Here is a 21,017-nt window from a genome sequence, read left to right as displayed (position 1 = left end):
GGAAGCGCTTATGTTTTTCCAGCCAAGCCTTCACTTTTGGATGCTTGTGCGTGGCGTAGTTGTCGACGATCAAATGCAGCTGAAGGTGCTTGGGCATTTCGCGATTGATCTTCTTGAGAAACTCCAGCCATTCCTGATGCCGGTGTTGGCGCTCGATTGAACTGATCAAGCGTCCCTGAAGATAGTCCAGCGCTGTGAACAAGGTGACGGTGCCATGACGGATATAATCGTGCGATTGCGTGCGGATATGACCAATCCCCAAAGGCAGTCCAGGCTGAGTGCGCTCCAAGGCCTGAACCTGGCTTTTTTCATCGCAACAGAGCACTAATGCTTTATCCGGCGGTTCCAGATACAGCCCAATAACGTCCCAAAACTTATCTTCGAAGTTTGGATCGTTGGACAGTTTGAAGGTACGTGTCAGGTGCGGCTTTATATCGTTGGCGGCCCAAATCCGTTGCACGCTAGCCGGTGAAATACCCGCGACACGCGCCATGCTGCGACAGCTCCAGCGCGGCTGGCCGATACGCGGTTGGGTGACCTGTTCGAGGGTTCGCTTCAAGGCTTCGACAGGCAGTGAGGACTTGCGACCTCGCCCAGGCAGATCGACCAAGCCTTGCTAGCGCAGCTCTTGGAAGCGCTTGCACCAGCGCGTGACTGAAACGACCGAGAGGCCAGTCAACCTGGCAATTTCGTTGCGTGAACAACCTTGAGCTGCCAGTAAAATCACTCGCGCCCGACGGCCGTCGCGCTGGCTGATGGTGGCTGACCGCAGGCGCCGACTCAACTCGGTCTGTTCGTCTTCACTGAGTACGATGTCTTGAGAATTCATGGCTCCACTCCTCGTTCTGACCGACGCTGAAAGCGTAGCTCAAATGAGAAATTTATTTCTGAGACAGCACACTAGAGTGGTCCCAACCGCATCACCTATTGCAAGGCCCAACAATGCGCCCTTTGCCCTGTCTAACGACTGGTCTTGTGACATAACGCAAGCGCGTGACTTTTGCCATATAGGTTCTAGGTACGCACGGCCAGCAACTTCGCGTCCAGATGGAGGCGGCAGCAAATGGTTGTATCGGTAGGCATATTCCGTCACGACTAATGTCGAGCTGTGCAGGTCGATCATGGAATCCCTTCTATCAGTAAATGGGTTGTGACGCCTCATACGGTCTAACCCAGCATCACTAGAAGCGTTAGATTTCAGCACCTTGCGGCTGCTGGCAGGCGTTTTTAGCGAATAATGTCATGGTTGCTGTCAGAAAAAGTTAGCAGATTCGACGATGCCGTACAGGTGCGCTACCTGTCTGCGCTGCTACCTTTTCGAAAGGCTCTCTGGAGGCTGTCCGTCCGGCAGCTGAATTTTCAACCCTCGTGCAATTTGGTCTCGGATGTGGTCAGCAACGCCCAGCGCGTCAGCATATTCGGGATCCGCAAAGTAAAAGTCTTCCGCTGGCCAAACGCGGATAGTCAGCGTGTGCAGCTTCGCCTTGTTTGTCTCCACACCTGACACAACGTTTCTAAGGTATTCAAGGTTGTGGAGTAGACCGGAATAGAGAGCGTTTCTTGAGCCAGATGCCAGTCTCAAGCGCGTCATGTGGATGGCCTCGTTAATGTAATCAATTGCTGATTTCAAGTATGTGCACTCCTAATCCCCAGGGAAAGTAATATTAATCAGGTAGTACTATCTTCAAATCATTGGCAGATTGGTCTGCTATGAAATACACATCCATGGTGTCATTTTATCTAAATTTTGCCGACTGCCGCGCACCACCTGTTGTCGTGAGTCCTGCAACAGTTTGGGTAGATTAGCCTCGCTGCTGGATATTTCCAGTCCCAGCAGCAGCCATATTCGCGGATAGCGTAAATTAAATAGCCATCCCTCTTCTACTACCGGGCTTCTGGATCAGCAATTCGTCTAGCTCTCTGTGGCGGCATCTAGTGACGAATCCCAGTGCGGCGTTAAGATCTTTTTGAAATAGGTCAAACTGCGCACGGTCAATTTCGTAATATTCCTCATACTCAATCATGTCATTTCTAACAGGAAATGAAACATAGAACTTTCCGGAGGTTTCCTCTATCCCCAGTGAGAAGCGTTCCTCGCGATTAAAGTAGATGTCTGTAAATTCCATAATGTCCTCTACGGTAGTGGAGTTTTATAAATCGATCCGCGGATATGTTGCCGGCATCAATAATGGCTTCAAAGTTTCCATCTGGTAATTTTGCTCCCGGAAGCCAGAACTCGTTGGCCCCCCGCTTCATTGCCAGATGGAATATGCAGGTCTAGGCATGGTCTGAAGTAGGCATCTATTTTTGATGCCCTTATGGCCTGAGATTCAAAAAGCTCTGCCCGATCACATAATCAGACTTTTCCCAGTTCTAGCTCATCAATTTTCTTTCGAGTGACACCTTTTAAAGGCATTTTTGCGCATCACAGGCGCACCTCGCCCACAGCCAACAGCCGTTTTCGCATCATCCAAAGGTTCGACAGGGCAAACAGCGTGGCCTGTTGCGCGATTTTTTTTGCCGGCCCGCGAAATCGTACTTTCGTATAACCAAACTGGCGCTTGATCACACGAAACGGATGTTCAACCTTCGCCCGTACTTGGGCTTTCGCGTACTCGATCTTGCGATGCACGCGCGCGATCAAACTTGTGTTGCCATGCTTTTTGCAGCGGCTGGGACGGGCCGCAATCGACCAGATCATTTGAGGAGCCTGATGCTCTGCACGCTTGTCCACGCGCCGGTGTAGCCACCCTCACAGCTGAAGCAACTGGTCGACCTGAGTAACATCCGCCGGATTTGCTGCCGTGCCCACCAGGCTATAGACCAACCCTGACTCAGCATCAACGCCGATATGTACTTTGATGCCGCAGAAATACTGGTTTCCTTTCTTCGTGTGATGCGTTTCGGGATCACGTTTGCCGTCCTTGTTCTTGGTCGAACTTGACGCATGAATGATCGTCGCATTGACCACCGTACTTTGACGCAGCATCAGGCGACGATCACCCAGGTACCCGTTGACGACCTCCAAAATCCTGCCTGCCAGCTCATGTTTTTCCAACAGGCGCCGGAAGTTGAGCATGGTTGTTTCATCGGGAATCCGATTCAGACTCAGTCCCGCGAACTGGCGCAGGATCGTTGTTTCCTACAACGCCTCCTCCATCGCCGGATCGCTGTAGCCGAACCAGTTTTGCATCAGGTGAATGCGCAAAACAGCCATTAACGCATACGCGGGACGGCCACCGTCGCCCTTGGGGTAATGAGGCTCGATCAGATTGATCAATCCCTTCCAGGGTACGACCTGATCCATCACGATCAGAAAAACGCTCTTTACGGGTTTGCTTGCGTTTGCCAGTGAACTCGACGTCGGCGAAGGTCATCTGCTTCATCAAGCGTCTCGGCGGTTGAGATCAGGCATTCTGCCAAATCTGGAGATCTTCCTCAGAGTTTCCCTAAGGGATCAGCATGCTTACCAGCCCGACATCTTGTCCTCGGGCAAGGGCTTCAATTAAGCATTGAAGGGTTGGGTTATCAGATCAATCCCAACGCAGAACGCTGGAGCTTTCTCGCTCGGAAGGCCGTCTAATTGTATGACCCGTCTCTCGCTCACTCCATCTTTGCTGGTGTGAATGGTTATTGAAGGGCGTTACGCAATGCGTCAACCGACGCAGAGAGTAAGTATTTCGAAAACAGTACACTATCGACCATCTGCCGAGAGACATATCTTTTTACCGTCGACCTCTTGACAGGGCCAGTGATCATTGATGTAGCTGTCGGGTTTGAAGCAGGAGTTTTGATTATTTACCCAGAATGTTTGCCAGCCAGAGCCTGAGGGTCTCAGATCATTGCATAACCAGTAGCCGGTCGATATAAGCGATAGTGTGGTTAATATTGGCAAAGGGAAGGATACATACAAAAGCGTTTTTAAGAAGAGATTAAACATTAAGCTTTGAAATTTTGCTGCGCGGGTACCTTGTTCTGGAGAAAAAACCTTTCGCGTGGTAAATGCGGCTATCGCAGTATATCCCATCAATATTGCGATAAACGGCGTGGCAAGAAGGGCGTAGGCTACATATTGGACTTCTACGATCGGGGCGTTTCTCCAGAGGCGCCCATAGACGGGTGTTACGCCGTCTAATATTATATATACGGAGCTAGCTAGCAGCAGGATGGCCAATATAAGCCCTAATGCGGTTATGAGGCGAAAGTGTTTCGGGACTGAATCTATTGATGATCTTTTAAATTTTTTCATAGCTTAGGTAGCCTAAATTGCCCTAGGCTAGGGAGTTCAGGGACTGGTAAATTGGGCATGATTTGATCAGTTACATTGCGTTTGAACCAGTCTTTGGCGGCTTTCAGCGGCGTCACCTCCTTAACCTGCAACTCCGGCTCCGATCAGTGGTCAGCGCTATCGCTTTTTCAACGAAAGCTATTGGAGTCGTGAGTGTCAATGGATTATTCGGGTCATAAGTTTTAAAAAACGGGGGGCAGCGACCTGCCCCGTCACAGCACAAGAAACTTATGGCCTGACCAAAAGTAACTAACTATTATCGGTGTATTCAATAGAAAGCTCGATATGGAAAATTAACCATATATGATAATGCTAAATTGTAGCGGTATTTTGCTGTCGCTACTGTTTTCTCAGCAATTCTCGAACGTATTTCAGCGCCGGTGTCTCCCCTCCCGTAATCTCGATCGAGAATATCGCATAAGCCTCTTCGAGATCGCCATACTGCTGAAGATTTCTTTCAGTAAAGCGATAACGTCCCGGTACTGCGCCTACCTCAATGGGTTCTGAAATGCTCCCTGCCTTGGCTTTGTCCAATAGAGGTTTCAGATCCCAATAGAGCGCTACGGCTTCAGGATCTATCTTTGAGTGTACATTGAGCTGTATTTCGAGATTCATTGCCGCTTTTTTAAGATCTATGAGATTCATGCTTAATTTCCTATGAAACCTATGGGTCTTGCTGGAGCCCAAAGCCCGCGATTTGGAACGATATACTGGGTTGCACCTCCCGTGCGCTCGATAGTACCACCCAGCTCGACTGTTTTGGCAATTTCGCTGACATAAACTTTTGCCGGTGTAAAAGGGGTTATTTCATAAATTGTATATTTCGACCCTTCACTAACTACTGGAAGGCCAAACATATCAGCTAGGGATTGTTGTGAACTGGCGGCTTTTTTAAATTCTTCGTAGGTAGTGAAGTAGGGTGAAAATTTAGGCTCACCACCGCCTTCCGCAACAATTTTTATTAGAGGATGACTTACTATTTTGCTTGTAGGTAATTCTTTGCCAGAGGCGAGTTGCCCCCTTACTCGCTCATAAATCAAACCCGCTGATTTTGTGGGATCTGCTGCTGCCGCCTCTCTAATATAATTTGTGCCTTCCTCGGTCTTGAGATATTTTTCTATCTCCTCCGCTCTTACACCGATTGGTTCAAATGTTTCAGTGCTATTGATTTGTTTTTCTAATGGAACAAAATCTTTGTCCTGCTTTGCATAATGTTCCATCATCGCTTCACGCTCAGGGTCTATCTTCCTGAACCTTGGTTCATCCTTAGCATGCAACCCCGGCTCATCCAGAATTCTGCGCTCATTACGCGCCAGCCAGTTCGCAAACTCCTTGTTCGATATCTGCGCCTGAAGGCTAGCACTGCGCGCTGCAATGCTATCCATGCTGTTCATCAAACCGGCCTTTACCTGGCCGCGAGTCAGGTACGTGACGATCGCCGTCAGCAGCAAAAGCACCAACTGCTCCTGCCCACGAGCCAGTTGCCGGGCGGCGCGCTCAGTTCTTTCCTGGATGACTGCTGCTGAACCGCCGGAAGGATCGAGCCCTGCGGGCTTGACGCCATCTTCAGCGGTCCATGCTATAGCCAGACCTTCCTGCAAAATGGCGAGACAAGCCGGAAGCCCGTAATAGAAATATTTAGCGATGGACCCTAGGCCTAAACCTATGAGGATCAAGTTGCCTACTTGCAAGCCAATACCACCGCCGATGATGGCACCAGGAACGGCACCGACACCAAACCCCAGTGAGCCCACCGCGCCGCCGGCAGCGCCGCCTATGGCTACGCTCCCCCCCAGAATCATCACCACTTCCTGCACCAGTTTCAGCAGCACCGGCAAAATATCCACGATGTTGATCGAGGCCCATTTGCGCGACAGGTTCATCTGCATAATCGGATACGAAAGCGCCATGGCCTGCCGAACATTGTCGATGCGGTGGCCGCCCATCGCCCCATAAGCTTGGCTTGGCGCCTCGCTCAATCGGCGCGTGAACCCGTCCCAGCCTTCATTGGCGCTCTGGTTCAGTTCGCTGAATTGATGATCCAGATTTCGTTCGATGTCATCCCAGCTAGGAACGTAATCTAAAAGCTCCATTTATACATCGGTCCTTGATTGAGGGTCGCTGTTCCTAAGCTCAGGTCTCGCGACCACTACGATGAATATCATGTAGCCACTAATGGCTAGTCAGAAGCATTACTTCAGCATTAAATCAGCCAACACGCAGCATTTTTCTCAGCAAGTTAACACTACGCAATGGTGGCAGGTTGACATCTGGAGCTGGTGTGTTTTTTGTAATCCATTGTTATCGTTGAATTTAATTTACGACTTGAATTAGATTTTTGGCGGATACGGGTCAGTTGGTCAACCAGATTGCTGCTCGATTTTTTTTGCAACCACCTGCATCTAGGTTGACACGGTGCTCCTCGTAGGTGTCTCCTTTCCGCGTTCAACGTTTTGTAACGATTTTGAGATTGTGACGTTGCCGCTATTTTTTCGTATAGTGGCACTTTAGTATCCCTTTGTGGTCGCATTCTCCAGCTAGCGTGTGCAGTGACGCAATTGTTCAGGAATACGTTTTCAGCGCTTCGAGGCTCTGTGCCACAGGTGGCAGTGTGTACATTTCGTTGAGCCATGAGATTAATCACATCCGTAGTTCACGTCCTACAAAGCTGTCAGAGCGTGCTGCCACTGTTTTGTGAATTCATGCATTGGCGTGCCTTTGGCTATGAGCGAGGGTGCCAGAGGGTCTCGGTTCCCTGGCACGCTCGCAACCTGTCGTTGCTGAGCATGGCGGTAGCGTGTCCCCCATGCCTCCAAGGAGATATATATGTCGATGGACCTTTCCGCATTGTTCTCGCCCCAGAACCGGCGCCTGTTCAAGTTTCATAACCTCGCCAATCCGGAGCAGCAACTGCTGATCGAGTCTTTCAAAGGGCGCGAGGGTCTTTCGCAGGCTTACAGCTTTGAACTGCTGCTGATCTGCGACGATTCCGGGGTCGAACTCAAGTCGATGATGGGCCAGTTGGTCACCATCGAGATCGAGCTTTCTACGGGATCTCCGCGTTACCTGGCGGGCTACATCACTCGTTTTGCAAGCATCGGCAGTGATGGCGGCATGGCACGCTATACCGCGACCCTGAACCCCTGGTTTTCGATGTTGAAGAACCGGTTCGATACCAGGATTTTTCAAGGCAACACGGTTGAGGAGGTGGTTACGCAGGTGTTTGCCCTGTGCTCCGCATTTTCCCATCATGAGTTCCGCCTTACCAAACCCCAGAAGCGCTACACCTACATCACCCAATACCGCGAAACCGACTTCAACTTCGTTCAGCGCTTGCTGGAGGAAGAGGGGATGTTTTATTACTTCGAGCACACCGCCGAAGGCCACACCATGATCATCTGCGATGACTCCAGCACGCTGGTGGCATTGCCCGAACAGCCGCAAATACGCTTCCACACCGCGTCCGTCACCGAAACGGCCGACTCCATCACCCAGTGGAGTGGCAACCGCCAGTTGCAGGCCGGCAAAATCGCCGTTCAGACCTTCGATTACCGCCAGCCTAACAACCGCTTGCCGGTGACGATGAACAGCTTGAACCAGCAGGGCGATGTCGAGAATTTCGAGATCTACGATTTTCCAGGCCAATACACCCACGGCACCTACGACGAAGGCGAAGCGCTGGTGCGTCTGCGTGTCGAAGCGCTGGAACTCAAAGGCAAAAGCTTCGGCGGCGCGAGCAACTGTCGCGCGATGAAACCGGGTTACACCTTCGAATTGGTGCAGCACTACGACCACGATCAGGGCTCGGCCGATGACCGCCAGTTCCTGCTGATGAGTGTCGAAAGCGAGGGCCACAACAACTACCTCAACGGCCATCAGGCGAGCTACTTCAACACCTTTAGCTGCGTGCGCAAGAAGATCACCTACCGGCCGCAGCTGTCCACGCCGCGTCCTACCATTCCCGGGCCGCAGACGGCCATCATCGTAGGCCCCCCGGGCGAGGAAATTTTCACCGACGAACTGGGCCGCGTGAAAATCCAGTTCCACTGGGACCGCAAAGGCGAGCACAACGACCACAGTTCCTGCTGGGTCCGCGTCGCCCAGTCCGGTGCCAGTGGTGGCTTCGGCAGCATTCAGATTCCGAGAGTGGGGGATGAAGTGGTCGTGGTATTCCTTGACGGCAACCCCGACCGCCCGCTGATCATGGGCAGTCTGTACAACAGCCAGAACACCCCCCCTTGGTCATTGCCCGCCAACAAGACGCAGAGTGGGTTTTTGACGCGTTCCATGAAGGGAAAGGGGGCCAATGCCAACTTTTTCCGTTTTGAAGACAAAGCTGGCGCTGAGCAGATCATCATGCACGCCGAACGCAATCTGGATACCGAGATTGAGGCGGATGAAAAGCATGAGGTCGGCGGAAACCGCACGATCAAAGTGGATGGTCGGCACTCCGAAACCATCAATTTGGAAACGAGCATTGCGGTAAAAGACGGCTCGTATTTCGTCACCGTCGACAAGGGCGAAGTGAAGATCAAAGCTGCGACATCCATCACCCTTGAAGTGGGCGCCAGCAAGCTGATCATGGAATCGGATGGGACGATCACCTTGTCCGGCAATGTGGTCGATGTCGAAGGCACGACGATCATCAACCTGAACAAATAAGCTGACGGACAAGGAACGCCCCCATGCGAACAAGTATGTACGACCGTATTTCCGAACGACGGATTCGCGAAGAACAGCGCCTGGAGCAAGAGCGTCTTGCGCAGGAGGTGCTCAATGCACCACCACCGCCCCCCGAGCGTTTTCACACAAACGAACTGAGTTTTGTGCGACCGGAAGGTTTCAAAGACAAGACATTTCATGTGTTCACGTTGACGGATATTGGGCCGAGTCCGTTATCGGTGGTAATAGGCCGTACTCCGATTGATGGAGCTATTGACTTGGAAACCATGGCTCAACAGCTGCTCGCCGACTTAAATAAGGCCCTTTCACATCTGGAGTGGATAGAGCCGCTCTGCCCAGCAGAAGTAGCTGGCGTGGAAGCACGTCGTGTCGAGTTCAGCTGGCGACAGCAAGGCCAGCCGGTGCATCAGCTCCAGTTGCTCTTCCTACATTACGATGAACACCAGCAGCCGCTTTTGATACAAATCACAGGCACTAGCAACGCTCCGAAGGGCATGACGTTGCAGGAGCGAGCGGCGTTTTATTCGCTGGTGGACACGCTGGAATTGCGAAAACCGTCTGAAGATGAACCGGTAAAGTCGGCATGAGTCAGGCGGCTCGGGTAGATGATCCCATCCAACACACGGGCTCGTTGACCGGATTGCTTGCGGGTCTGGCGATAGGTGCCATTGGTGCTGCGCTCGTTGTGAGCACCGGAGGGCTCGCTGCGGTGGCGATAGTTGGCGCATCTGCCGCTGCGGGCGCAGGTATCGGGCAATTGATTGGTAGCCTGTCCATCTGCGACCATGGAACAGGACAAATCCTTACCGGCTCCGGCAATGTCCATATCAATGGCAAACCTGCAGCGAGAGCGCACATCGATACGGCCAAATGTGCTGAACATGGTCCTGTGCCAAAGATCATCGCGCAGGGCAGCGGCACGGTGTACATAAACAACATGCCCGCCGCGCGTGTCGGCGACCGAACAGTTTGTGATGGAAAAATCAGCGCTGGGTCGAACAATGTCTCGATAGGTGGTGGCACACAAACGACCGACGCCATAGATCCGGAAGTGCCCGAAGTCCTTGAGCGAGGGATATTTTATGTTGGGCTGGGCAGTGCGTTCGTTCTCGCGAGCCCAGTGGTGGTGATTGCAGGGCTAGTCTTGGGGTTTGCTGGCGGGGAGGCTGGCGCATGGGCTGGCGGCAAGCTCTTCGGTGACGGTTCGAACGGTCAAAAGCTGATGGCATTTGGTGGGGCACTGCTGGGTGGAGGTCTGGGTGCCAAGGGCGGGAAGTGGTTTGATGCGCGGTATGAGATCAAAGTACAGGGTGTAGGGTCGAATCTTGCGAATGTGAAGATTCAGCGCCGAGCAGTGGCCACCGACGAGTCAGTAAAAGTTCCTACTCACAAAGTTCCTTACTCTCCCGTGACAAAAGCGCAACGGGCCAACTTAAAAACAAAATTAGAAAGTCGTACGTTGACAAGAGATGAATATAAACGTCTTGATTGGGATCGTCGATTTTCTAATAAACGCGCAAAAGGAGTTTCAAGATTTTGGGCCGATGAACGTGCCAAACTTAAATTAGGTGAGTCGGGAACGCGGAGCTGGTCTCCAGAGCAAAAAGCCGACATTTTAACTAACAAGACTCCGAAATATAACGGAGAGTCCATTCAAGGACACCACAAGTACAATGCCTTGGACCATCCACAACTTGCAAGTGATCCGAAAAATATTTATCCTGCAACTCGAACTGAGCACTTTGAACGATGGCATGGCGGTAATTGGCGTAACGACTCATTTGGCGAACCTGTAAATTTTAATTACCCTGAGGAATTTTGATGTCTGTAATAACCATCGTACTTGCCCCAAATTTTGTCAACAATTCGGCTCTCATGAAGTTCCACCGCGTACTTGGCATACCTGTGCAGGCACTTAAACATGCTTGGTCTAATGGTGACCCCATCTTAGAACTAGAGATTTTTGAAGGCGATTATCAAGCCCATGCTGAGTCTGTACGTGCAGTTTTGCGGATAATAAGCGATGAGGGGCTGTCCGCTGAATACTTTGAAATCCCTTATGGTGAACGGTATGCTGGAAATCCAAAGCTGAATGTTTGGAAAATTGATGCTGAACTTGTAAATGGCATATTAAATGCAGCTGATGAAGAGGTCGAGAGGCAGTTGGATAGTTGATGTTGTCTAATGCAAGATGTGTATGTCGAAAGTTGCAATGCTCTGAGGTCGATTATATGAATAAGCATATAGTTAATAAGTTTTTATTTTAAAAAAAGAAGGCTGAGAAGATCGGTTCCTACCAATTGGCGCACATGAAATTGAACTACCTGTTTTTCTGGAGTCGTGTGAGGTTGAGCTAGACGGTAAACCACCTCAAAATATATTGACTTTTTAAATGCCCATAATGGGCTCGCTGTCGAGGGTGTTTTTATCTACTCCACTAAATGCCTTCCTATCATTGGAAGTATGGCGAGAACCTTATCATTTGTTGAAATGAACGTTGTTTCTCGTGATGTAGAAGAATTGAAAGGATTTCTGGTCTTCAGCGACAGCGATCAAATGAATATGTTTTGAATTTAGTAACCGCATGTACCAGGCTCGAGATAAATAAGCATTTTTGATAATAGGTATTAAGAGTTTCAATTTTTTGACAAGTTATCAGAGTTATGCTTGATATGGTGCTGCATAAGATTGGCTGAAGGGGGGGGCGGCTGAGTTGCACTGTAGTGGTCTAATGAAACCGGACACCCATTTAGGCGAGAATGCTCGCCAGATAGAGGTGTCTCATGACCAAACAACGTCGTACCTTTTCACCAGAATTCAAACGCGAGGCCGCCGACCTCGTGCTCAAGCAAAACTACAGCTTCATCGAAGCCAGTCGCTCACTGAGTGTGGGTGAGTCGGCGCTGCGCCGTTGGGTCGACCAGCTTCAGCAAGAGCGTACCGGCGTCACGCCCCAAAGGCCCTGACACCAGAGCAGCAAAAAATCCAGGAGTTGGAAGCTCGGATTGCTCGCCTCGAACGCGAGAAATCAATATTAAAAAAGGCTACCGCGCTCTTGATGTCGGAAGATCTCGAGCGTACGCGCTGATCAGTCAGCTAAGCGTCCATGAGCCTGTTGATTGTTTATGCGAGGCGTTTGAGGTCTCCCGTTCGGGCTACTACGCACATCGTCAGAGGCGGCGAACACCAGACATTGAGCGACTCAGGTTGCGTAGCCGAGTGAACGAGTTGTTCACCCAGGGACGAAGTGCTCCGGGCAGTCGAAGCATCAGGTTAATGATGCAGGAAGAAGGTGAGCAAATTGGACGGTTCAAGGTACGCAGGCTGATGCGCGAACTGGAATTGGTCAGCAAGCAGCCGGGATCACACGCCTATAAAAAAGCGACAGTCGAGCGGCCTGATATACCAAATGTCTTGAACCGGGAGTTTGATGTCGAAGCGCCTGACCAGGTCTGGTGCGGCGACATCACCTATATCTGGGCACAGGGAAAATGGTACTACCTTGCGGTTGTTATGGATCTTTACGCCCGCCGAGTGGTGGGCTGGGCGTTATCGGAAAAGCCAGATGCAGACTTGGTGGTGAAGGCGCTGGACGTGGCTTACGAGCAGCGCGGCAACCCTCAAGGCCTGCTATTTCACTCCGACCAGGGATCGCAATATGGCAGCCGCAACTTTCGCCAGCGGCTGTGGCGCTACCGCATGCGCCAGAGCATGAGTCGCCGAGGAAACTGTTGGGACAATGCGCCGATGGAAAGGGTGTTTCGCAGCTTGAAAACAGAATGGATACCAACCACCGGCTACATGACCGGCCAGCAGGCTCAGAGAGACATCAGCCACTATCTGATGCATCACTACAACTGGATTCGGCCTCATCAATTTAACGGTGGGGTATCTCCGGCGAAAACCGAAGAAAAACTTAAAATCGTGTTCGGGATTAGTTGACCACTACAGGCAGTATTTCTCGTCCCATGCTGAGAAGCAGATGTCCCTGATCAGCCCCGATCACCCAATAGGAGTTTCTAAGCCAATGTATAACGACTGCCAAGGCTATTTTTCTAAATTGGCTCAATATAAGAATCTAGAGCAGACTGTTGCTGATCCGAAAGCGATACGAATATTCAAACCCGATGGTAGCATTGAGACAATATTGAGGCCGAAATGAGTGAAAAAGCTGAGGTTCTAATTAAAAAATTGTTGGATGAGTTGAGAATGTCGAAAGGAGGTGAGTTGATATTGCCTCTCAGAAAGCTTTTATGGGACACAATTACTTCGGGTCAAGCAGAAGATGCTAAAAGAATAACTCTTACAAAACTTGATGCTATATGTGTGACTCACGGATCGTCAATCTGGTCTAAAAAGTTCGGTAATGCTGATGAGCTTACCGTAGTTCTTGGCATCGCAATTGACGCTGCCAGAGGTGCGCTAGCTGAAGAGGATGCTTTAAATATCCGGGACGATTTTTATGTATCTGTTGTAGAAGATCAAGAGTATGCACCGCATGAATATCCGGCCATGTTTGTTGGGCATGCTGCTGCCAACACTATAGTAACCGCGACGGATGATTTTATTTTCGATCCAACTGACCTTCGAAATGACGGCGACCTTGAGCCAGACGCTTTCGAGCCAAGCTATCTGGTAGCGTCCGCATTTGCGGAGGGGTTATGGGACGAGGGAGATGCAGAACAGCGAAGAAAATTTTGGGAGTGGTACTTGTCAGTCGCGGTACCTGAAGTTTTAAGTTAAGGATGATGGTTGATTGCAAGAATTCGGGAAGTCAGAGTTTTGAAAAGTTTTTAAGGCTTAGTAGTCTATGAATAAGATGTTAGGGGTTTTCTTAAAGGTTTGCTCGAAGCTTTTGTTTCTGCTGGTGATAGGAGTGCCGGCTATTATTTTCGCGTCGCAGTTCTTAACAGGTATTTGATTAGGCTCTGTACGTAAACCCAGAAAATACGATTTTCTGTAAAATACATCGCCATTAAAGCCAAGAGGCCAAGATGGCAAAGCTGTCGGAAGCGCCATACTCATTCCGGTGCATGAAGCTGCTAAGACCTTGAAGTCTACCGCTCACGTTGATGGCAAAGCATATGGCCAAAGGGGGGTAGGTAGAGTGCTCGTCGGCAACGTCGCCGGACCGCTTCTTGCGTTCGGCCCGCAACTGGCTATGGATATCCACGACTCCACCAGTGGGAAAGATTTTCTGAAAAAAACGGCCTATAGTCAGCCCACGAATGCCTTGGTTTTTGCCAGTGGGGTGGTGGTGGGTGCCACCGTAAGTGCTCCTGCCATTGTGATAATCGGGATAGGGCTTGTCGTCGGTCTCACCATCCAGTTTGTGATGAGTGACGACGCAACTGGGTGGGGCACTTCTCTAGGTAATCTACTAACAGGAAAAGACTAATAATGTTCACTGTTGAGCCATACCGCTACACAGCTAAAATATTTGGTACATGGTTCTTGTTCACATTGCTAGCAGTGTTTTCAGCGGGGATTTTGCCCAGTTTACTGACCATTCCAGCGGCGGGTGCTGTAGTGTGGCTCACATACTGGTGCTTCGATTGTGCCTATCGAACTGAAAGATTTAGTAAATATGCTACGCTCAGGATGTTCACCAACTTGACATTCGCCCCAGGTTTTACTTCTTTGCTGTTGCTGATTATAACCTATAAGCAGTTTAAATTAAGCGCCAGTCTTGCGATTTTACTATCGTGCATACCCTTGATCCTTGCTGCTTCGATCTATCTTTTTTTATATCAGATGCGGAGCTCCAAAAGCTGCTTGGTAGTCAGCTCGCAGCGCGTGGAGGTTATTGAGTCAGTTCAACAAAATCAATGGATATTAGGAGCTATCGGGGCCGGTGTTGGAACGTTGATTTATCCAGTTTTTCACGCTTACAAATCTCCAACTGTTCTGCTGATGTTTCTTTTCTCTATGATCTCGGTTTTTATGTTTTTTTATCATCGTAATAATATAGCCGCGCTTCGCGCTCTGAAAGAACGGGAGCAACTTGAAGGCAAAGAATATACTTTTATGGAAATCGAGGAGCTTCGCTCAAAACGTGCGGCGTCTTGGATTGGCCGCCTGTTCGCGAATAAGGCCAATCATTGAGGCTCACCAATAGTAAGCTTTCAAGGAGTGCATAACTTTGCCAGATCTTCTTTCTATGCTCAGCCCGCAAAATCGGCGGCTTTTCAAACTCAACACATTTGGCTCGGGTGATGAGGGGGATATGCTGCTGGAGCATTTCTCCGGCTCTGAAGGCCTTTCGCGTCTTTTTGAATTAGAATTGGCGTTGCTCAGCCAGAAGCCGGATGTAAAGTTAAAATCTTTCATTGGTCGTCGGGCTACGATTGAAATTGAACTTGCTGACGGTTCGATACGCTATGTTAACGGCTACATCAATCGATTGAGTTCTCAAGGCAGCGATGGGGGGATGTCGCGTTATAGTGCAGTGCTTGGACCATGGTTGTGGATGCTTACCTGCCGATTCGACACGCGCATATTTCAAGATAAAACTGTTGAGGACGTCGCGAGAGAGGTGTTCCACAGTTATGGCGCTATGCCGAAATTCGAATTCCGACTGAGTAAAACCCTAAAAAATCACAGCTACATCACACAGTACCGTGAGAGTGATTTCAATTTCGTGCAGCGACTCCTGGAAAGCGAGGGCGTATTCTATTATTTCGAGCATACAGCTGAATCACACGTAATGATTTTGGTCGATGACTCAAGCAAGTTATCGCCTTTGGCCGAGCAGCCTCAAATACGGTTCCATACCGCCTCTGTAACTGAGACTGCTGATTCTATCACTCAGTGGAATGCGACCAGACAATTGCAGTCCGGCCAAATCGCCGTGCGTACTTTTGACTATCGTCAACCAAAGAATTCGCTTCCAGTTACCATGCAAAGTATGAATCAACAAGGTGATGTTGAGAGCTTTGAAATCTATGACTTTCCAGGGCACTATAGTCACGGTAATTACGATGATGGTGAGGCGCTGGTTCGTAATCGAATCGAAGCTCTCGAGTTGCTAGGAAAGACTTTTTATGGGGCCAGCAACTGCCGTGCTATGAAACCGGGCTATACTTTTGAGCTGACCCAGCATTATGAACATGATTCGGGCACACCTGAAAACAGGCAATTTCTAATCCTCTCCATTGACCATGTGGGGAGTAATAACTACTTGACAGGCGACCAAGCGGGCTATCAAAACAGATTTGTATGCGTCCGCAAAAAAATTACCTACCGCCCTCAGTTAGTCACCCGTAAACCATCTATCAACGGTCCGCAAACCGCCATAATAGTTGGTCCGCCAGGTGAAGAGATATTCACCGACGCGATGGGACGTGTGAAGGTCCAGTTTCACTGGGATCGTCGGGGCCAGTTCGACGAAAATAGCTCCTGCTGGGTCCGCGTCGCCCAGTCCGGTGCCAGCGGTGGCTTCGGCAGCATTCAGATTCCGAGAGTGGGGGATGAAGTGGTTGTAGTCTTTCTCGACGGCAACCCCGACCGCCCGCTGATCATGGGCAGTTTGTACAACAGCCAGAACACCCCCCCTTGGTCATTGCCCGCCAACAAGACGCAGAGTGGGTTTTTGACACGTTCGATGAAGGGCGACGGCGGCACGGCTAACTTCTTCCGCTTCGAAGACAAGGCCGGTGCTGAGCAAGTGATCATGCACGCCGAGCGGAACATGGACACCGAAATTGAGGTTGATGAGACTCACCAAGTCGGCGCTAACCGAACAGTCACAGTGGGCGGCACCCATACTGAGGTGATCAAGAAGGACACGATTATGAATGTCCAGGAAGGCTCGTTGACGATTCAAGTCGACAAGCAGTTCATTCAGGTAAGTGCCGAGGCGTACATCATTCTTAAGGTTGGCGATAGCAGTATTACTCTTACCCCTGATGGTATTGAGATTAAAGGTAATGCCATTAGCACAGTGAGCAAGGGCACGACTCAAATCACCGGCGCGCCGGTCAAGGTCAATGACTGAGGTAGCGGGTGATGAGAAGGACCAGCATGTACGATCGTCTTTCAGAGCAGCGTTTAGCGCGGGAAGAGGCTGAACGCCTTGCACTTGAGCAGGTCGCTGCTGAGCCTGTCGCTGACATTATCGAGGTAACACCGCCTGCGCCCTTGCAGGACACGCCTAGTAGTTTCAATTTTGGCGGTTTCAATTTTGTTTTTCCCGAAAGCTTGGCTTTCAGTGATATCTCTGCCGTAACCCATTTGGATGGCGAAGAGATTACCATTTCGGTGCAGCGCCGTTCGGTGACCGAAGCGCGAACGTTGGCTCAGAGCTTCGCGGGAGCTAGAAACGAGCTGGGGGCGCGTCACTCAGATATGCGTATTATCCGCCAGCGTGAAAGTATGCTCGCAGGCAACCCGGCGATGGTCCTGGACTTCATCTTCCGAGCTGGTCATGAAGAGCGCCATGGCCGCCTTATAGGTGCCATTGTGCCGCTTGCCGACGGGAACCAACGGCAATGGCTGAGTGTTTCCTGCGTAATCGATCCTGAGAAGCCAGCATTGAAAGGTTGGCTCCTGGAGTTCGATGACATGCTTGGGCGGTTGGCTCTGCGCTAACCAGATTTTATTTTTTTGACAGGACAGAATTTAAAAATGGACTATCACCTGCAGGAAGGGAGTTTCACGCTGCCAGACGGTTTCCAGGACCGCACCGTGAATATGTTCGTATTCGGCAACACCGTACCTGGGCCGCTTAGCCTTACCCTGTCCAGAGATACCCATTTGCCGGGTGAGGACATCACTGCCTATCTCAAGAGGCAACTGAAGTTGCTCGCTTCCAAGCTGCGCGGTTATACCGTGCTGGAGCAAAAGGTCGCGTCGCTCTCCACCTCTCAGCCTATCCCTGGCTTGCAGATCGAAGCCTATTACCTGAATGAGAAGAAACCCATTTATCAACGTCAGGCGGCATTCATTATTGCGCCTGGACGCGTGCTGGTATTTGCCTGTACGAGCCAGACTGATTTCACCGCCCAACAGGACCAAAACTGGACTGACGTACTCGCTAGTTTCGAGCCTCGAAACGAAATGCCGGATCCGACCGCCGCCAGCGAACGGGAGTAGCCCATGTTTGAGGCAGCGCGGTTACATGATGGTATCGAACACACCAGCGCCTTGGCAGGTTTCCTGTTAGGGGCGATAGCTGGCATCGCTCTAGTGGCATATGTGGCCATCACTTTTGCAACATGCGGCGTAGGAGGTTTCCTCCTAGGTATGGCAGCCGGTCTAGGGGGGGCGGGCCTCGTTTGGTTGGGAGAAAAGATAGGTAAAGCTTTCAGCTCGCCAGCCGGGCAAATTGAAACTGCCTCAACGAACGTATTCATCAATAGCAGAGCTGCCGCGTTCGCTGAAGGCAGCCTTGGCGTCTGTAATAAGCACCCGCCTACCATTCAGGTAGCCGAGGGTTCCGCCAGTGTTTTTATTAACGGATTTGGTGCCGCTCGCAAGGAAGACAAGCTGACGTGCGGGGCAAAAATCGCATCAGGCTCCGATAACGTCTTCATTGGCGGCGGCACCTATCGCTACCTGCCCGTCAATGACGAAGTTCCCGAGCGGCTGCGCTATGCCGTTGACATCATGATGGCCGCAGCCGGTGGCGCGCGTGCGGTTATCAGTATTTTCAAAATGGGACTTCAGGGCGGTTTAAAAGCTGCTGGACCCTGCGCTCTGCGCTTCATGGCCGGAGTTGTTGGAGGCGATGCAGTCTTTCGTTTTGGTATCGCGCCGATTGCCGGCAAAGTCTTGGGCGGTCTTCACGGTAATCCGGTCGATACCACCAAGGGCCGTAAGCTGCTTACGGATGAAACCGACTTTGCCTTGCCTGGCCTGATGCCTATCGAATGGTCCCGTTTTTATGCCAGTGATCTGACGGTAGATAGCATACTGGGTCGCGGCTGGGTACTGCCGTGGGAGCAGAGTCTGCGTCAGCGTGGGGACTTCATTTACCTTACTGACAATCAGGGACGCAGCGTACCCTTCGTGACGCTGGAGCCCGGTGAGCGCATTTATAATCCGCACGAGCAGGTTTATCTGGTGCGTAGTGAGGGCGGTCACTACCTCCTGCAAACGCTCGACAACGTCTTCTTCTACTTCGGCGAGGTGCCGGACGACAACACCAACGTTCCGCTGCAGCGCATCGAAAACGCCCTTGGCCATTATCTGCATTTCACCCGCACGGTCGAAGGCACGCTGACCGACATCACGGCTACCGGCGAGCAGCGCGTGCACCTGCATTACGAGCATCCGTTGGGCCGTCTGACCGCCGTCAAGCGTGTAGTGGGCGACGAGGCCGTTGAAACCCTGGTCCAATATCGTTACGACGATAACGGCCAGCTCTGCGAGGTGATTAATCGCAACGGCGACTCGATGCGGCGCTTCAGCTACGGCGACGGCGTGATGGCCAGCCACAGCAACGCATTGGGCCTGAGCTGCCACTATCGCTGGGAAACCCTCGACAGCCAGCCGCGGGTGGTCGAGCACTGGACCAGTGACGGTGAGCACTTTCATTTCCGTTACGATTTTAACGCCCGTACTACCTGGGTGACGGATGCTTTAGGTCGCGAGGCCGAGGTGCACTACAACGATGATTATCGTGTTGTGGCAAGTACCGACTTCGGTGGCGAGCGCTACCAGATCCAGCTGGATAGCACCGGCAACATGACTGGGCTGACGTTGCCCGACGGCAATGTGATCACGCTTAAATATGACCAGTACTCGCGGCTTATCGAAGAGCAGGATCCCCTCGGACGCAAGACCCGTTATCAACATCATCATCTGACTTCGCTGGTCAAGCAGGTCGAGTACCCGGACGGTAGTCAGTGGCAAGCGCAGTACGACAACAAGGGTAATCTGATTGCCGAAGTGGACGCGCTGGGGCATACCACCGAATACCTCAACAGCGATGACGGCCTGCCGCACACCATCATCGACGCGACCCACAAGTCCAAATACCTGTGGTGGAACAGCCTGGCCCAGGTCGAGCGCTTTCAGGATTGCTCCGGCAAAAGCACCTACTACAGCTACGACGACCGCCAGCATCTCGTTGCTGTCACCGACGCCCTCAACCAGACCACGAAACTTGAGCGCAAACCCGACGGCGAAGTACTGCGCATTGATCATCCGGATGGCACTGCTGAGTCCTTTACCTACAACGCCCTTGGCCAGGTCCTGACCCACACCGACGGCAAAGGCCAGACTACGCGTCTGCTGCGCACCGCACGCGGCCTTCCGAGCAGCCGCCAGGATGCCAAAGCCAGCACATTCGTTACGAATACGACAATGCGATCCGCCTGACCGCACTGGTCAACGAAAACAACGCCGCCTACCAGTTTGCCTACGACGCCTCCGATCGCCTGATCGAAGAGAAACGCATCGACAACCTGACGCGCCGTTTCAGCTACAACCTCGGCGGCCATCTGATCCGAGTCGATGAAACCGGCTACGGCGACCGCGCCGAACGGCCACAGCGCAGCACCGAATTTGAGCGCGACACGATTGGCCGTCTCCTGACCAAACTCAACGACGATGCACGTCAGGATTACACCTATGACGAAGGCGACCGGCTACTGAGCATCCACCGTCTGCCGACGAATACCGGTAAAACCTCGGCGTCAGCGAAGAAACCCTCAAGTTTGAATACGACCTGCTGGGCCGTCTGGTCAAAGAGACCACACCCCAAGGCGCCTTGGACTACGAATACGATCCGCTAAGCAACCTCACCACACTGACCCTGCCTACAGGCCAACACCTCAACCACCTGTATTACGGCAGCGGCCACCTGCACCAACTCAACCTCGACGGCCTGCTCATCAGCGACATGGAACGCGACGACCTGCACCGCGAGATTTATCGCACCCAAGGCAAACTCACCAGTTGCTTCGGCTACGACGCCATGGGCCGCAAGAGTTGGCAGTTCGCCTCCGAATTACCGGGCGAAAAGCTCTCGCAGATCCACAACCCCGGCGACAACAGCCTGCTGGTGGACCACGCCTACAACCCGATCCACCGACGCTATGAA

General features: G+C 51.5%; 15 protein-coding genes and 4 pseudogenes. 12 read left to right on the top strand and 7 right to left on the bottom strand.

From position 1 onward, the window contains the following. From EC915_RS24125 to EC915_RS24100, 7 genes and pseudogenes are all read right to left on the bottom strand, one after another. Positions 1-829: pseudogene (locus EC915_RS24125) on the bottom strand (IS630 family transposase); the annotation flags it as partial. A 480-nt stretch (positions 830-1,309) separates the two neighbouring features. Further along, the gene (locus tag EC915_RS25755; protein WP_166651073.1) at positions 1,310-1,630 is read right to left on the bottom strand and encodes an immunity protein Tsi6 family protein; all 321 of its coding nucleotides are present in this window, start codon (positions 1,628-1,630) and stop codon (positions 1,310-1,312) included. A gap of 232 nt (positions 1,631-1,862) precedes the next feature. Further along, positions 1,863-2,126 (bottom strand): hypothetical protein, encoded by a 264-nt coding sequence (locus EC915_RS24115; RefSeq protein ID WP_133752980.1) that lies wholly within the window; start codon positions 2,124-2,126, stop codon positions 1,863-1,865. Between the two features lie 299 nt (positions 2,127-2,425). Then, positions 2,426-2,989 (bottom strand): annotated as a pseudogene (locus tag EC915_RS25750) (IS5 family transposase). A gap of 153 nt (positions 2,990-3,142) precedes the next feature. After that, the gene (locus EC915_RS25745; RefSeq protein ID WP_372237948.1) at positions 3,143-3,307 is read right to left on the bottom strand and encodes a transposase; all 165 of its coding nucleotides are present in this window, start codon (positions 3,305-3,307) and stop codon (positions 3,143-3,145) included. Positions 3,308-4,627: 1,320 nt separating this feature from the next. Then, positions 4,628-4,933 carry a hypothetical protein gene (locus tag EC915_RS24105; protein WP_133752979.1) on the bottom strand — a complete coding sequence of 102 codons (306 nt, stop codon included), beginning with the start codon at positions 4,931-4,933 and terminating at the stop codon, positions 4,628-4,630. Between the two features lie 2 nt (positions 4,934-4,935). Beyond that, entirely contained in the window at positions 4,936-6,381 is a 1,446-nt protein-coding gene (locus EC915_RS24100) for a DUF6861 domain-containing protein (protein ID WP_133752978.1), read from the bottom strand. A gap of 733 nt (positions 6,382-7,114) precedes the next feature. Here EC915_RS24100 and EC915_RS24095 point away from each other — a divergent pair. The 12 genes and pseudogenes from EC915_RS24095 to EC915_RS24035 all read left to right on the top strand — a co-directional run. Beyond that, positions 7,115-8,950 carry a type VI secretion system tip protein VgrG gene (locus EC915_RS24095; RefSeq protein ID WP_133752977.1) on the top strand — a complete coding sequence of 612 codons (1,836 nt, stop codon included), beginning with the start codon at positions 7,115-7,117 and terminating at the stop codon, positions 8,948-8,950. 23 nt (positions 8,951-8,973) lie between these two features. Then, positions 8,974-9,558: a DcrB-related protein gene (locus tag EC915_RS24090; protein WP_133752976.1), complete on the top strand. Its 585-nt coding sequence runs from the start codon at positions 8,974-8,976 to the stop codon at positions 9,556-9,558. Continuing rightward, a complete protein-coding gene (locus EC915_RS24085) occupies positions 9,555-10,793 on the top strand; it encodes a PAAR domain-containing protein (protein ID WP_133752975.1) in 1,239 nt (412 codons plus the stop codon). The genes EC915_RS24090 and EC915_RS24085 overlap by 4 nt, the downstream gene beginning before the upstream one ends. Next, positions 10,793-11,146 carry a hypothetical protein gene (locus EC915_RS24080; protein WP_133752974.1) on the top strand — a complete coding sequence of 118 codons (354 nt, stop codon included), beginning with the start codon at positions 10,793-10,795 and terminating at the stop codon, positions 11,144-11,146. Before EC915_RS24085 ends, EC915_RS24080 begins: the two co-directional genes overlap by 1 nt. A 608-nt stretch (positions 11,147-11,754) precedes the next feature. Beyond that, a pseudogene (locus EC915_RS24075) lies at positions 11,755-12,913 on the top strand (IS3 family transposase). Between the two features lie 216 nt (positions 12,914-13,129). Further along, a complete protein-coding gene (locus tag EC915_RS24065; RefSeq protein WP_133752973.1) occupies positions 13,130-13,714 on the top strand; it encodes an Imm5 family immunity protein in 585 nt (194 codons plus the stop codon). A gap of 364 nt (positions 13,715-14,078) precedes the next feature. Continuing rightward, positions 14,079-14,369: a hypothetical protein gene (locus EC915_RS24060; RefSeq protein WP_256658825.1), complete on the top strand. Its 291-nt coding sequence runs from the start codon at positions 14,079-14,081 to the stop codon at positions 14,367-14,369. Between the two features lie 2 nt (positions 14,370-14,371). Beyond that, entirely contained in the window at positions 14,372-15,076 is a 705-nt protein-coding gene (locus EC915_RS24055; RefSeq protein ID WP_133752972.1) for a hypothetical protein, read from the top strand. A gap of 55 nt (positions 15,077-15,131) precedes the next feature. Then, entirely contained in the window at positions 15,132-16,967 is a 1,836-nt protein-coding gene (gene tssI / locus EC915_RS24050) for a type VI secretion system tip protein TssI/VgrG (RefSeq protein WP_133752981.1), read from the top strand. A gap of 11 nt (positions 16,968-16,978) precedes the next feature. After that, positions 16,979-17,560 (top strand): hypothetical protein, encoded by a 582-nt coding sequence (locus EC915_RS24045; RefSeq protein WP_133752971.1) that lies wholly within the window; start codon positions 16,979-16,981, stop codon positions 17,558-17,560. A gap of 36 nt (positions 17,561-17,596) precedes the next feature. Continuing rightward, positions 17,597-18,064: a DcrB-related protein gene (locus tag EC915_RS24040; protein ID WP_133752970.1), complete on the top strand. Its 468-nt coding sequence runs from the start codon at positions 17,597-17,599 to the stop codon at positions 18,062-18,064. A gap of 3 nt (positions 18,065-18,067) precedes the next feature. Further along, positions 18,068-21,017: pseudogene (locus tag EC915_RS24035) on the top strand (DUF6531 domain-containing protein); the annotation flags it as partial.

Source organism: Pseudomonas sp. LP_7_YM (genome assembly GCF_004364435.1).
GTDB lineage: Bacteria > Pseudomonadota > Gammaproteobacteria > Pseudomonadales > Pseudomonadaceae > Aquipseudomonas.
The sequence above is the reverse complement of the archived record's forward strand: the minus strand, read 5'-3'. Positions and strand labels throughout refer to the sequence as shown.